This window comes from Chlamydiifrater volucris (genome assembly GCF_902806995.1).
Taxonomy (GTDB): Bacteria; Chlamydiota; Chlamydiia; order Chlamydiales; family Chlamydiaceae; genus Chlamydiifrater; species Chlamydiifrater volucris.
In genome coordinates this window covers 541,009-554,400 of sequence record NZ_LR777654.1, presented here as the reverse complement: position 1 = coordinate 554,400, position 13,392 = coordinate 541,009, and the positions used below count along the sequence as shown (strand labels likewise).

11 protein-coding genes and 1 tRNA gene are annotated in these 13,392 nt (G+C 38.8%); 6 read left to right on the top strand and 6 right to left on the bottom strand.

Translation table 11 applies throughout. The features are described from left to right. Positions 1–94: 94 nt before the first annotated feature. A complete protein-coding gene (locus KJA62_RS02380) occupies positions 95–367 on the bottom strand; it encodes a 2Fe-2S iron-sulfur cluster-binding protein (protein ID WP_213318433.1) in 273 nt (90 codons plus the stop codon). 22 nt (positions 368–389) lie between these two features. Further along, positions 390–464: transfer RNA gene (locus KJA62_RS02375), tRNA-Pro, on the bottom strand. 283 nt (positions 465–747) lie between these two features. Here KJA62_RS02375 and KJA62_RS02370 point away from each other — a divergent pair. Together KJA62_RS02370 and KJA62_RS02365 are read left to right on the top strand one after the other, a co-directional pair. Next, positions 748–2,502 (top strand): FHIPEP family type III secretion protein, encoded by a 1,755-nt coding sequence (locus KJA62_RS02370; protein WP_213318432.1) that lies wholly within the window; start codon positions 748–750, stop codon positions 2,500–2,502. A gap of 93 nt (positions 2,503–2,595) precedes the next feature. Beyond that, positions 2,596–3,369 (top strand): FliA/WhiG family RNA polymerase sigma factor, encoded by a 774-nt coding sequence (locus tag KJA62_RS02365; protein ID WP_213318431.1) that lies wholly within the window; start codon positions 2,596–2,598, stop codon positions 3,367–3,369. Here KJA62_RS02365 and KJA62_RS02360 read toward each other — a convergent pair. Beyond that, a complete protein-coding gene (locus KJA62_RS02360) occupies positions 3,353–3,658 on the bottom strand; it encodes a hypothetical protein (RefSeq protein WP_213318430.1) in 306 nt (101 codons plus the stop codon). The genes KJA62_RS02365 and KJA62_RS02360 overlap by 17 nt on opposite strands. Positions 3,659–4,102: 444 nt before the next feature. Here KJA62_RS02360 and tyrS point away from each other — a divergent pair, with 444 nt between their 5' ends. Further along, positions 4,103–5,341, top strand: a complete 1,239-nt coding sequence (gene tyrS / locus KJA62_RS02355) for a tyrosine--tRNA ligase (protein WP_213318429.1) — start codon at positions 4,103–4,105, stop codon at positions 5,339–5,341. A 25-nt stretch (positions 5,342–5,366) separates the two neighbouring features. After that, complete coding sequence (gnd, locus tag KJA62_RS02350) at positions 5,367–6,809, top strand: decarboxylating NADP(+)-dependent phosphogluconate dehydrogenase (protein WP_213318428.1); 1,443 nt, start codon at positions 5,367–5,369, stop codon at positions 6,807–6,809. A gap of 63 nt (positions 6,810–6,872) precedes the next feature. On the opposite strand, the gene lepA is transcribed toward gnd, so the two are convergent. The 3 genes from lepA to ddbA form a co-directional block, all read right to left on the bottom strand. Then, a complete protein-coding gene (gene lepA / locus KJA62_RS02345; RefSeq protein WP_213318427.1) occupies positions 6,873–8,684 on the bottom strand; it encodes a translation elongation factor 4 in 1,812 nt (603 codons plus the stop codon). Positions 8,685–8,824: 140 nt separating this feature from the next. Further along, positions 8,825–10,399, bottom strand: coding sequence for an NTP/NDP exchange transporter (gene npt1, locus KJA62_RS02340; RefSeq protein WP_213318426.1), 1,575 nt, complete (start codon positions 10,397–10,399; stop codon positions 8,825–8,827). A 181-nt stretch (positions 10,400–10,580) separates the two neighbouring features. Next, entirely contained in the window at positions 10,581–11,081 is a 501-nt protein-coding gene (ddbA, locus tag KJA62_RS02335; RefSeq protein WP_213318948.1) for a DNA binding protein DdbA, read from the bottom strand. Between the two features lie 550 nt (positions 11,082–11,631). On the opposite strand from ddbA, the gene KJA62_RS02330 reads away from it, so the two are divergent. Beyond that, positions 11,632–12,612 carry a metal ABC transporter solute-binding protein, Zn/Mn family gene (locus KJA62_RS02330; RefSeq protein ID WP_213318425.1) on the top strand — a complete coding sequence of 327 codons (981 nt, stop codon included), beginning with the start codon at positions 11,632–11,634 and terminating at the stop codon, positions 12,610–12,612. Continuing rightward, a complete protein-coding gene (locus KJA62_RS02325) occupies positions 12,599–13,390 on the top strand; it encodes a metal ABC transporter ATP-binding protein (protein ID WP_246481884.1) in 792 nt (263 codons plus the stop codon). The genes KJA62_RS02330 and KJA62_RS02325 overlap by 14 nt, the downstream gene beginning before the upstream one ends. The last annotated feature ends 2 nt before the right edge of the window (positions 13,391–13,392 follow it).

Sequence of the window (13,392 nt, the reverse complement as noted above, 5' to 3'; positions counted from 1 at the left end):
AGATTTGATTTTATCTTTTTTATAAAGTTTTCTTTATAATTTTTGATAAAAAGCCAGAGATTAAAGGAAATAAAAGGACGTAAAGAAAGCTGCCCTAAAAGGTGACCTTCACTTTACCGTGCCGAATCTTACACTGGCAAGCCAGCCGCTCGCAACCACCCTCATCACCGAGAAAGTCCTTCTCTTCCTGGGTGAACTCGGAAAGATTCTCCTGCCCCTCAAGAACTTCTATGACACAGGTTCCACAAACCCCTTCCGTACAAGCGAACGGGACGCCAGCTTCTTCGCAAACCTCAGAAATTCCCTCGCCATCTTCCAACTCAAACTCTTCAGAATCATCTCCCGAAACAATCGTCAATTTAGCCATAAAATCTCCAAGAAAAAAGATATCGGAGTAGAGGGATTCGAACCCCCGACCTATTGCTCCCAAAGCAACCGCGCTAACCAGGCTGCGCTATACTCCGAAAGAGAAGTAGAAAGCGGGGAATCTATCATAAATCTTTATACTCCACAAGCAAAGATTGTGTTTTTTCAGAAAAATAAATTTAGAATATTTGCTTTAGAAATATGTATACAAATCTTTATTTGGCATTACTTGCCTTTGTGGATGTCACTGGGAATTGTATACTTGCCTGCTAAATAGAGTAGTAATCAAGGGGAAGAGAGGAGAAATAGAGCTTTTATTGTTGATGTGAATCGATAGGTTAGGGTAAGGATTCGGTAGTAGGAACCCCTCTTAGGTATTTCGTGAAAAACAAGAGTTTTGAGTCTTGGTTATTGCTTCTTCCTATACTAGTGGTCACTACATCCCTGTTTCCAATGACCCCGCTTCTTCTGGATAGTTTTTTGTGTCTAGGGATTTCTTCTTCATTGATTGCTTTTCTGTGGGCATTGTCTGCTAGGAATGATAAAGATTTAGTTTCCTATCCTTCGGTGCTATTTTATCTAACGATTTTTCGTTTAGGATTAAACATCGCTTCCACGAGATTAATCTTATCTTCCGGAGAAGCTAGTCCTATGATCACCTCTCTGGGAAAATTTTTAGCTTCCGATAGCATTATTGCAGGTACAGCAGTCTTAATCATCTTATTTTTTATGAACTTTCTTCTGATAGCAAAAGGTGGAGAACGTATAGCAGAAGTTAGGGCTCGGTTTATTTTAGAAGCTCTACCGGGGAAGCAAATGGCCCTAGATATGTCCTTAAATTCTGGAAGGAAAAGTTTTGCTTCTATAGAAAATCTTAGAGAAGAAGTAATTCAAGAAAGCGAATTTTTTTCTTCCATGGAAGGCGTTTTTCGCTTTGTAAAAGGAGATGCCGTTATAGCTCTGCTTATATTGGCAGTAAATGTTTTCTCTGTTCCTTTCTTGCTAAGTTTCTCATCTTTAACATTTGATAAACTATGGCTTGTAATTTTAGGAGATGGTTTAGTCGGACAGATCCCAGCCATACTGACTTCAGTGGGGGCAGCAACAACAATATCCAAGGTCGGCAAACAAAAAACTTTTGTGCATTCCTTTACTAAAGATCTTCAAAAGCATTCTAAGATATTTTTCCCAGCATCGTTTTCTATGCTGCTTTTTGCTTTTTTGCCTGGAGTTCCTTTTACTCCTACCTTTTTGTCTGGGTCTGTTCTGCTATTGATTGGGCTAAAGTTAGCTCATAAAGACCAATTGGAAAGTGAGCCTAAAGTGGAATTGCACCTTCCTATCGCTGATATGAGAGAAGATGACATTAAGAGAAATTACAGATTTACAGCTCTGAGGATTTATAATGAGTTGGGAGTGCATTTTCCAAAAAATATCCGTATAATTCGAAGTAATAATTCAGGAGCGTTTTTACAAGTTTTTAATTTTATTTTTGATTTAGATGGATTTGTTGAAGATTCTCTATATAGAAAAATGTCCTCTTTGGCACATGAGTGTGTAAATGCCAGAGTTATAGAAGAGTTGCTCGTGAGAACTGAAGCTCAATGGGGAATTTTTTCTGATGAAATTATCCCTATGAAAATTTCCAGAGATTCTTTAATGGTGGTATGCAAATCTCTCCTTAAAGATGGTATCTCGTTGCATTTGTTTCCTTATATCGTTGATTCTCTCTCTTCTCTTCCTAGTAACAAGGTTTCTTTAGATAGAGTAGTGGAACATGTTCGTAAACATTTAGGTGATAGAGTGGGGCGAAGTATCCTTGGGAAACAGAAAAAGATTCATGTCGTGACAGTAGATCCCTACGTAGAACAACTCATTGGGTGTGATTATCCTGAGAAAAATCCTTCTGTTTGTCAAAAGATATTGGAGGAAATTGACGAATTATTTAGAGAGCCGTTATTGCACAGTTTAGAGAAAGAGGTTCGTGCTGTAGTTACAGGTAGTGAGTCTCGCGTAGAAATGAAAAAGATAATAGAGCACAAGTTTCCTGATCTTTTGATTCTTTCTTATGATGAATTGCCTAAGGACATAGAGATATGTTCTTTAGGAACGGTTTCCGAAAAAGTTTTATTATAATTTATATTTTTTGATTATAACTCTCTTCTAAAGGTGTTGTTTAAAAAATTTTTTTTAACTATTCTCTTATTTATAGAAAAATAAAGAGAAATTGTGAAAACTCAAGATTTCCCAGAACTTTCTGAACCATGGAAGCGATACCTTGAGACAAGAGCTATCGTGGATAGAGATTTCTTAATTGAGTCCTATCTTTATTTGGTAAATATCGTCGTTCATAAGCTGTCTGCAGGCTTCCCTAGCCATATTCATAATGAGGATCTTTATGCAGCAGGTGTCGAAGGATTGGTTAGGGCAGTAGAGAAGTTTAATCCAGAAAAAAGCCCTAAGTTTGAAAGTTATGCATCCTTTTTAATCAAAGCTTCAATTATTGATGATCTAAGAAAACAGGATTGGGTTCCTCGTAGTGTTCACAAGAAGACTGGTCTCTTGTCTTCAGCTATTGATTCTTTAAGGGCAAGCCTAGGTAGAGAGCCTACAGATTTTGAACTTTGTAAGCATCTTCAGATCTCACAAGAAGAATTGTCAGAATGGTACCAGTTGGCAAAAACTTCCCTAATGATTTCCATCCACGAAGACCGATCTTGCAATGATGCAGAAGATAGAGGCTTTTGCCTCGAAGATAGACTTGTTGATGAAAAAGCGATGACGGGATTTGAGGCGGCAGAAAAAGAAGAAAGAAAGAAATTACTAGCCGGGGCTATTCTGAATTTAGACGAGAGAGAACGGCAAGTTTTGGTCCTGTACTACTATGAAGATTTAATGCTGAAAGAAATCGGAAACATTCTAGGTGTCAGCGAATCTAGGGTATCTCAAATCCATTCTAAAGCATTACTCCGCCTAAGGTCTGCTTTTAAGAATTTTTTGTAATCTGATAAAATCGCCTTTGTGCTGAGTTCCCGGGTAATGGGGTTTTCATCATAGCTACAATGGAAGCTAACATTACGCCTAGGATGGACTGCACAATAGTGAACGTTATATCTTTGGTTAGCACCATAGCTACAACGCTGGCTAACAATGCGACTGCTAAAACTGCTAAAATGATATATCCTAGAGTATTGACCTTTTCGGTGTTGAAAAAACGGGAACTTGGTACAGATGAAAGTTCCTCATGTGCTGATAGCGTAAGTGGCTGGGTGTTCCCAGATGATATCTTCATAAAGGAAGTCCTTTTAGTATCTTAACAAATAATTTGAATATAAAGTGATTCTTGATTGAGTTACCTTATTCCTTTTTGACAAGCATTACTTTCTTTTGTTTAGTTTTGATGTAAAAACTGGATCTGTGACAATTTACAGGATTAAATTGACAGTTTGGTACAAAATTCTATTTACATAGAAAAAACTAATAGTTTCTCCAAGGAAAGTCTGCCCGTACATAGAGGACATAATAATCTAGAGAGTTGGTAAAAAAGTAAAGAAAAGGGATAAGTTAACAAAAATCCATTAAGATGGGTCGATTTTAAAATTTATTCTTAGCTGTGAGAAAAATCAACAGCAGTGACGAATGATAATTCTAGGGTAGATTTCTTATGTTCTAGTTCAGTTCTTGAATATTATGGGAAAGGACTTTAAGATCTATATTTTTATCTGCTGTAATTTTTATGAAGAATTTCCTCACTTATATGCAGGACCGGGGTTCGGTTGTTGATGTTTCTGAAGGATTATCAGAGGTGTCAGGCCCCGTCTCCGCTTACCTAGGTTTTGACCCAACAGGCTCTTCCCTTCACGTTGGGCACCTAGCAGGAATACTTGCTTTAAAAAAATTATCGTTGTTTGGTCATAGAGTTGTAGCGCTCATTGGAGGAGCGACAGGTATGATAGGTGATCCCTCAGGGAAAAGTACTGAGAGAGTCCTACTTGATAAGAAGACGGTAGAAGAAAATACAGACTCTTTAAAGAAGGCTCTGCAACGGTTTGTTCCTGACATTGAGATAGTGGATAATTTTTCTTGGCTAGGGGAGATGCCCTTAGTGGATTTTTTGAGAGATGTGGCTAAGCATTTTCGCTTGGGAAATATGTTAGCTAAGGACAGTGTTAAGCAACGCCTTCGTTCGGACGAAGGCATGAGCTTTACAGAGTTCAGTTATCAGCTATTGCAAGCTTATGATTTCTATCACTTATTCAGAGAAAAGGGGATCTTCCTACAGATCGGAGGTAGTGACCAGTGGGGAAATATTACGGCAGGTATAGACTTTATTCGAAAAAATTTAGCAAAAAAAGCTCATGGCTTCACATATCCTTTATTAACTGATAGTCAGGGAAATAAGTTAGGCAAAACGGAAAAAGGAGCCGTATGGTTAGACGCTAATAAAACCTCTCCTTATGAATTGTACCAGTATATATATGGTCTCGAGGATGCAGAGATGCCTAAGGTGGCTAAGCTGTTAACTTTGATAGAAAATAAGGAGATAGAAGTTCTTCTGTTAAAATTAAAAGAGAATCCCGAGCAAGTGAAGGCATATTTGTCTCAGGAAGTTGTTAGGATTGTGCATGGAGACGCAGGGGTATCCTCAGCAATGAGTATCACTCAAGCTATGGTTCCTGGTAGGGTTTCAGAATTTACTGAAGATTCATTATCGGTACTTGTAGACACTGGCTTTGGGATAGAGGTGTCAAGGATTGATATTTTTGGAAAAAAATGGGCAGATCTTTTAGTGCATACAGGAATAGCCACTTCTAAAGGCGAAGTAAGAAGACTAGTGGATCAGAAGGGTTTATATATTAATTCTAGGGTGTTGTCCAGTAGTGAGGAAGTTGTTTCTCCTGAAGATATTGTTTTCTCTAAGTATATAGTCGTGTCTAGAGGAAGAAAAAAAAGGTCAGTGTTAGTCGTAATTTGACTTTTCAGTAAAAAAAGGACTTTAAATGACAAAAGGATCTGATATCGGACTAATAGGTCTCGCTGTGATGGGAAAGAATTTAGTGCTAAACATGCGAGATCACGGGTTTTCTGTTTCTGTTTATAATCGTAGTCAGGAGAAAACAAGGGAGTTTTTAGAGGATCCCGAGGTGCTGGGTTCCAGTATTCAGGGGTTTTATTCTTTGCAAGAGTTTGTCAGTTCTCTAGAACGTCCAAGAAAGATATTACTGATGATTAAGTCTGGAGATCCTGTAGATCACACTATCAATGCTCTGCTTCCTTTTTTGGAAGAAGGCGATATTATCATCGATGGTGGTAATAGTTATTTTTTGGATTCAGAAAGGCGTTTCAAAGAGTTAAAATCCAAACAGATTTTTTTTGTTGGAGCAGGTATTTCCGGAGGTGAAGAAGGGGCTCGTAACGGTCCTTCAATTATGCCTGGGGGAGATTTCAGGGCTTGGGAATTTATCAAACCTATATTTCTTTCTATTGCTGCTAAATCGCAAGATGGGAAGCCGTGTTGTTCTTGGATAGGTAGTGGGGGAGCAGGGCATTATGTCAAGATGGTCCATAATGGTATAGAGTATGGAGATATGCAACTTATCAGTGAGTTGTACGGACTGATGAGAGATTATGTACGAATGTCTTCGGATGAAATAGCTTTAGTTTTTGACGATTGGAATAATTGTGAATTAGAAAGTTATTTAGTTCGTATTACATCAGAAGTATTGGCAGCTAAAGATAAAAATAATCGATCCATAATAGATTCCATATTGGATGTCGCTGGACAAAAAGGAACAGGAAAGTGGACAGCTATTGAAGCTCTGCAAGCAGACGTTCCTTTGTCTTTGATTACAGGAGCTGTATTTTCCCGATATTTATCAGGAATGAAAGAAGAAAGAATCTTGGCAAAGGAAGCATTTTCTAAATCAGACCTGGAGTTTTCTGGCTCAAAAAAGGAATTTTTGCAAGATTGCTTCCATGCCCTTTACGCATCCAAAATTATTAGTTATTCTCAGGGGTTCTCCTTGCTAAAAAAGGCTTCAACAAAGTTTGATTGGGATTTAGATTTGGGAGAAATTTCCTTGATATGGCGTGGTGGATGCATAATACAAAGTGTATTTTTACAAGATATAAAAAATGCGTTTGTTTCGTCCCCGGATCTTCCCTCATTAATCATGGATCCTTTCTTCCAGAGTGCGCTAAAACAAGCAGATAGTGGATGGAGAAGAGTCGTTGCTGCAGCAGTTCTTTCGGGAATTCCTGTTCCTTGTTTATCAGAAGCTATATCCTACTTTGATGGATATACTACCTCAAACTCTTCAGCTAACCTCATCCAGGGGCTTCGGGATTATTTTGGAGCTCATTCCTACGAAAGAGTGGACAGACCGAGAGGAGAATTTTATCACACCGACTGGAGTGGGGACTTGGAAACCAACTTAGTCTAATGGAGAGAGATCCCAAGCATTTTGAGCAGGATCTTCCCCCGCTCTCTGTTTGCATGCCAAAGGCTAGTCTAACTTTAGTACTTCCATAAAGGCTGTATTTGGAATAGATACTTTTCCAAATTCGCGCATACGCTTTTTTCCTTTTTTCTGTTTTTCCCAAAGCTTTCGTTTTCGAGTGATGTCCCCACCGTAGCATTTTGCTGTAACGTTTTTGGATAAAGCTCGAATAGTTTCTCGGGCGACAATTTTTTTATTAATTGCCGCTTGAATGGGAACTTTGAAAAGTTGTTGGGGGATGACTTCTACTAGCTTTTCACAAATGCTTCTCCCTCTAGATTCTGCTTTGTCTCTATGCACTAAGCAGGAGAAAGCATCCACAGGTTCATCGTTGACGAGAATCTCGAGCTTAATAATAGGACTTTTTTGGTAATCAGAGAGCTGATAGTCAAAAGAACCATATCCTTTGGTAACGGATTTTAATTTATCGTTAAAATCAGAAACGATTTCGTTTAGAGGAAGGCTGTAGGTGAGTATCAGGCGATTATCATCAAGCATTTCCGTCTTCGAACATAATCCCCGCTTATCCAGACAGAGACTCATAATATTGCTTAGATATTCCTGAGGAGTAATAATATGTGCCGTGACCCAGGGTTCTTCTACGTGTTCGATAGTTGCTGGATCGGGGTAGGCTGTCGGGTTATCGATTTCCAAAACTTTTCCATTCTTCAAGACTATCCGGTAAACGACGCTAGGAGCAGTAGCGATAACATCGATATCGAATTCTCGCATTATGCGTTCAAAAATAATTTCTAGGTGTAACAGCCCTAAAAATCCGCAGCGGAACCCAAACCCCAAAGAATGACTGCTTTCTTGTTCCACTGTCAATGCAGAATCGTTTAGCTGCAATCTAGATAAAGCGTCTTTCAGTGCGTCAAAATCAGAAGAATCTATGGGATAAATTCCAGCAAAAACTACGGGGTTTATCTCTTTGAACCCTTCCAAAGGCTCCTTGGCTGGATTCTTGTGGGTTGTTACGGTGTCTCCAATTTTAACATCTTTTACTTTTTTAATATTGGCAATGAAGTACCCAACTTGGCCTGGTTTTAAAGAATCTTCTATCAAAGTGGCTTCGGGCATAAAGGCTCCAACTCCAAGCACTTCATGGGAAGTGTTCCCAGAAGCCATTAGAATAATTTTATCTCCTTTTTTTATCTCCCCACTTACTATGCGGACGTAAACCATAATCCCTACATAAGGATCATAGTGAGAATCAAATACCAAAGCTTTCAGAGGAGCACCTGGATCTTGAGGCAAAGGCGGGGGAATAAGAGCTATGATAGCTTCTAAAATATCAGAAATTCCTAAACCTGTTTTTGCTGAACAAGCAATGGCATTTGTCGTATCCAAACCTATGTAATCTCTAATTTGCCGTTTAACTTCCTCCGGATCTGCTGCTGGTAGATCTATTTTATTAAGGATGGGAATAATTTCTAGATTTCGATCGAGCGCTAGGTACACGTTAGCTAAGCTCTGGGCTTGTACTCCTTGCGCTGCGTCGACAATAAGCAACGCGCCTTCGCAAGCGGATAAAGAACGAGATACTTCGTAAGAAAAATCTACGTGCCCCGGAGTGTCTATAAGATTTATTTCATACTCTACACCTTCGTGAACGTAACGCATAGTGACGGGGTGCGCCTTGATAGTGATGCCCCGTTCTCTTTCCAGGTCCATGGAATCTAGAAGCTGGTCCTTCATCTCCCGCTCCTCAACGGTTTGAGTCGCTTCCAGCAGGCGATCGGCTATTGTAGATTTTCCATGATCAATGTGGGCTATTATAGAAAAATTCCTAATATTCTCGATATTATACTCTTTCAATGTATCCCTCTTTAGATCAGAAAAAGGACAATGTTATGAGTTGGATCTATAAGTTGTCAATACAGAGGGGCAGCAAAAAAAAAGCTCAGGGAGTATTCCCTGAGCTTTGAGGAATTGTCTTCATAGAAAGACGAGCCTTTCTATGAAGAGGCGTTTTCAACGGCAACGACACTCTCCTTAGCCTCAGTAGGTTCTTGTTCAGAAGAACCCTCTTCTTCAGAAGCAGTAAGTTTAAGGAAAAGCACGTTAAGTTTGGAGGCAGCAACGACCCAGCAGCCAATAATCACGAATAGTATAGCAGCAAGGTAAGGGGTCATCGCTCCGATGCTTCCACAAATTACCAAAAGCCCTTGTTGTATTAAGGATCCACCAGACTTTCCAAATCGAGCAGCCACGACATCGATGGCAGCCTTTCCTTTAACTTTTTGCTCTTGATCCAAAGGAATATAAGCCATTTCTTTTGTGGCATCAAATAAAGCATACTTCGTGGATTTAGAAAGGATATTTTGGATAGCGCCGACAATGACAGCCATCATAAGTGGAGTTGTTCCAAGCATAGCAACCAATCCTGTAGCTTGGTCTCTAAAAATTACTAGCGCGAAGAAAAGTGCACCGGTAATCAAAATCATTACTGGAGTCACCAGAGCACCTGCTAACCAACCGAACCTTCTGATAACGTTTCCGCCAATAAACAACATAACCATTACGGAGACAATTCCTGTCCAGAAGGAGAAGTGTCCCATAAATTCGCTGTACTGGTTGGCATTGGGATATTGAAGTTTCAATTGGCTCTTCCAAGTGACTTCAACCAAGTTTATGCAAACGCCATAACATATTACCAAGACAGCCAAGGAAAGAATATAAGGAGACCTGAGAAGGTAGGAGAAGCTCTCTTTTAAACTCATTTTCGGCTTAGATTTCTTAGACTTTTTAAGCTCTTCAGGATTATAGAATCTAGGATCTGTTAGAACATTTTTGTTGATCCACCAGTAACACCCCATAATAACGATACCAGCAGCTAAGACCATACCCATTAGCAGATACAAAGAGGTAGTCCATGGATCTTGTCCTGCGGTAGCAGCGCTACGCATTCTGGAAGCCCAAATGATAGACCTTCCTGAAGCTAGTAAAGCAAGATTTGCTCCAATTCCAAACAAAGCATAGAACCTTTTTGCTTCGCTGATCTTTGTGATTTCGTTAGCAAAACCCCAAAACATCAGTGATAGCATGACGCTTCCCCAAAGTTCTGCTAAGACGAAGAACATGGCAAAAGTCCAGTTTCTTAGAACTGCTACAAGGCCACTTAACCCTTGAGGTAACACAGATAACAACCAATCAGCAAAAGTAGTTGGGTGTAAAACCTCTCTGAAAGGATAGATCACAACAGGGAACAAGACAAAGAAGAGGAGAAACGGAGAAATAACCGCGTAAAATAGTGCTTGTTTGCTAAGGATATTACTGAGTTTTGCGTAAATAATCATGAAAAGGACAGCGGAAGGCACAACCAGCCATACTTTGATAAAAGGAATAGCTTCTGCTCCAGACCCTGGTGCCGTGACTATAAGAGTGTCTTTTGTGTCTCTTAAAATGGTATAGTTAAAAGCTATACAGAAGAACATAAGGAACATTGGCAAAACTTTCTTCAACTCATGCTTATGTATGGGCCAAATGAAAGAACGCAATTTTCCAAAAGGTTTTTCCGTTGTCGTCGTCATAATTACCCTCTGAAATACGTTAATTAACTTAGTTTAGTTGATTTATTTAAATAGTAGTTTAGAAACTCAATTTTTCAAGGGAATAAGTATAGCAGTTTTTTCTGCTATTGACAAGAAGAAAGGGACAAACAGAGAGCAACTAAGGGGCTCCCTCTTAGAAACCCCCTATAAAGATTATTTTTTAAACAAAAGAAGCGGCTGCTTCAGACGCATTAGCTGATTTTACGGCTTCCACATAGGCGTTCCACAAATCAAAGCTTACAACACCGTTCCTAATAGAACGAATTAACTCCCTTTTTAGGGAAGGCAGAGGTCGTTTGGGGCTAAATCTCGCTAATAAATCTTTATCTCCAACTTGTCTAGCCAGTTCTAAAACTCGCTCTATATCGTTTTTTGTAAAGCTAACAAAGTCTCTTTTCTTTTTAGATCCCCTAGGGGCTCGAGGTTTCGGCTCAATAGCCCTTGGCATGTCTGATCCGATGATAAAATCTTTAAGCATCTTATGCAACTGTTCTGGATCTGATGCCTTCATTTTTCTTAATGTAAAGTGGTGCATGTAACCACCAGCAGGGCCAGGAAGGTATCTGCAAAGATCGTTTTCCCTACTGCCATTAACTTTTTTAATCGCTTTTTCAATTAATTTTTCTGTCTCTTCTTTCGTAGCTTGATCAACGACGGCCATCATAATCACCTTATTCTTTGCAAAATGATACACTAAATTGGGGAGTATTTGTTCTTTAATTTAAAGATCCCTCTGACTTGCCTTTCCAAACTAATCATTCGAAATTTAAAGCTAAAGAGTCGATTTTAACTCTATATCTTGTGTAATTTGAATTCAATTTGAAAAAACAATTAATTTCCTAGTTCTTGTCTAATTTTTGATGATAGTAGATCTAAACCAAAAAACATTCCATTAAAATCTTTTTGGAATCTGATTATCTATAAAATTGATAATTTATTCTACCATAATATTTTCATTCGATTCATATTTTATATTTTCTCGTGATGAGAAGATGGCTTTAAAAGATTTGCTTTTTAAGCTTTAACTTTTTGATTCTATTTAACCTTAAACGAGAAAGAGGATATCTCCAAATTATTCCCTTGAATGCTTTTTTTGATTTTTGGGAATTTTTATTTTTTGTAAGCTCTCCGAACAACAAATTCTTTTATTCCTTGGTTATTGATGAGAGGGTTTGTTATGTTTTTCGTTTAAGCTTTGGATTGGGAATTATATGAAAAGAGTTCTTTCTACGATCGGTGCTTTTTTAATGTTAGCAGCTTTAGTGATTGCGGTTACAGGTTGCTCTTCGCAAAGTTCTTCTAAGCAAAAGCAGAGTCGGACTCCTTACATTCTATCCACAAATAGGATGATCCACGATTGTGTTAAGGTCGTGGTTGGAGATAGTGTTCAATGTAATGTTTTAATCAACGGAGAACTAGATCCTCATTCGTACGAAATAGTCAAAGGGGATAGTGATAAAATCGCTGGTGCTGATTTAATCTTTTGTTGCGGGCTGGGTTTAGAGCATACGCTAAGTATGAGAAAACTCTTAGAGGGTAATCCTAAAGTAGTTAGTTTAGGGGATCGACTGGCTGAAGAAAAAAAATTTAAAGTCCTTTGTGAGGAAGGAGTTATGGATCCCCATATTTGGTTAGATGTGGGTATTTGGAAGCATGTAGCTCACGAGATAGCTCGGTCTTTGTCAAAAATCTACCCGGAATTATCATCGACGTTCTTTTCAAATGCGGATAATTTGTTGGAAGCCATGGATAAGTTAGATGCATGGGCAAAACAGTCTATAGGGTCGGTTCCTTTAAACAAGAGGTTTTTAGTTACGGGTCATAGTGCATTTAATTATTTTTCATATTCGTATCTTGCTATAGATAAGGAGAGAGAAGATGGTAGCTGGAGAAAGAGATGTACTTCCCCAGAAGGAGTGTCTCCCGAAGTACAAATAGGAATTCGGGATATTATTAGGGTAGCTGACTACATTTGTGAGCATTGCGTGGAGGTCGTTTTCCCAGAAGAATCTCTAAGCCAGGATTCCTTGAAGAAAATAGTATCTTGTTTAAAGAAAAAGCACCCACTGAGGTTATCTAAGCGCCCCATCTATAGTGATAATATTCCCGTTGGCGGTACATACTTTGACATGTTTAAGCATAACATTGTTTTGATTACCGAAGAATTAGGAGGTAAGGTTGCCGACTTTTAATTCAATAGACAAAGATGTAGTTTGGGATGTACGTAATTTGTGTGTGAATTACGAACATTCGCCAGTTCTCTATGATGTTTCGTTTTCTGTCTCTTCTGGTAGTCTAGTAGCGATATTGGGTCCTAATGGGGCAGGCAAGAGTACTTTGCTTAAAGCTTCTTTAGGGTTGATCAAAAGTTTTTCTGGGTCCGTATCCTTTTTTGGAAAAAAGTTTAAAAAAGTCAGAGAAAAGGTTAGTTATATGCCTCAAAGGGCATCTGTTGATTGGGATTTTCCTATAACCTTGAAAGAATTAGTGCTTACTGGTGCCTACGGAAGAAAAGGACTATTTTCCAGAATAAGTCGCGGTGATCGCAATGAAGCTATGGAGCAAATTGCTAAGGTAGGCCTAGAAAAATTTTGTGATAGACAGATAGGTAGATTATCTGGGGGACAACAGCAGAGAGCTTTTTTAGCTAGAGCCTTAATGCAGAAAGCAGATTTGTATTTCATGGATGAGTTGTTTTCAGCTATTGATGTTGCTTCAACAGAGACTGCAATAAATATTCTAAAACAAATGAAATCAATGGGTAAAACAGTTGTTGTCGTCCATCACGACTTGGAGAAAGTTCCAGAGATTTTTGACTCTGTTATTCTTTTAAACAAAAGGCTTGTAGCCGCGGGCTCCATTCAAGATTGTTTTAGTTCAGAAACAATTAAGCAGGCCTTTGGTAGAAATGCAGATCTTTTTGATAGAACGTTAAAGTTGTCCAAGGAGAGGCGCTCAGGAGAAATTTAAAA

Excerpts from the sequence above, each read along its gene's own strand:
- ddbA (WP_213318948.1), bottom strand. The coding sequence starts at position 11,081 with ATGGCCGTCGTTGATCAAGCTACGAAAGAAGAGACAGAAAAATTAATT.
- KJA62_RS02380 (WP_213318433.1), bottom strand. The coding sequence starts at position 367 with ATGGCTAAATTGACGATTGTTTCGGGAGATGATTCTGAAGAGTTTGAG.
- npt1 (WP_213318426.1), bottom strand. The coding sequence starts at position 10,399 with ATGACGACGACAACGGAAAAACCTTTTGGAAAATTGCGTTCTTTCATT.
- KJA62_RS02360 (WP_213318430.1), bottom strand. The coding sequence starts at position 3,658 with ATGAAGATATCATCTGGGAACACCCAGCCACTTACGCTATCAGCACAT.
- tyrS (WP_213318429.1), top strand. The coding sequence starts at position 4,103 with ATGAAGAATTTCCTCACTTATATGCAGGACCGGGGTTCGGTTGTTGAT.
- gnd (WP_213318428.1), top strand. The coding sequence starts at position 5,367 with ATGACAAAAGGATCTGATATCGGACTAATAGGTCTCGCTGTGATGGGA.
- KJA62_RS02330 (WP_213318425.1), top strand. The coding sequence starts at position 11,632 with ATGAAAAGAGTTCTTTCTACGATCGGTGCTTTTTTAATGTTAGCAGCT.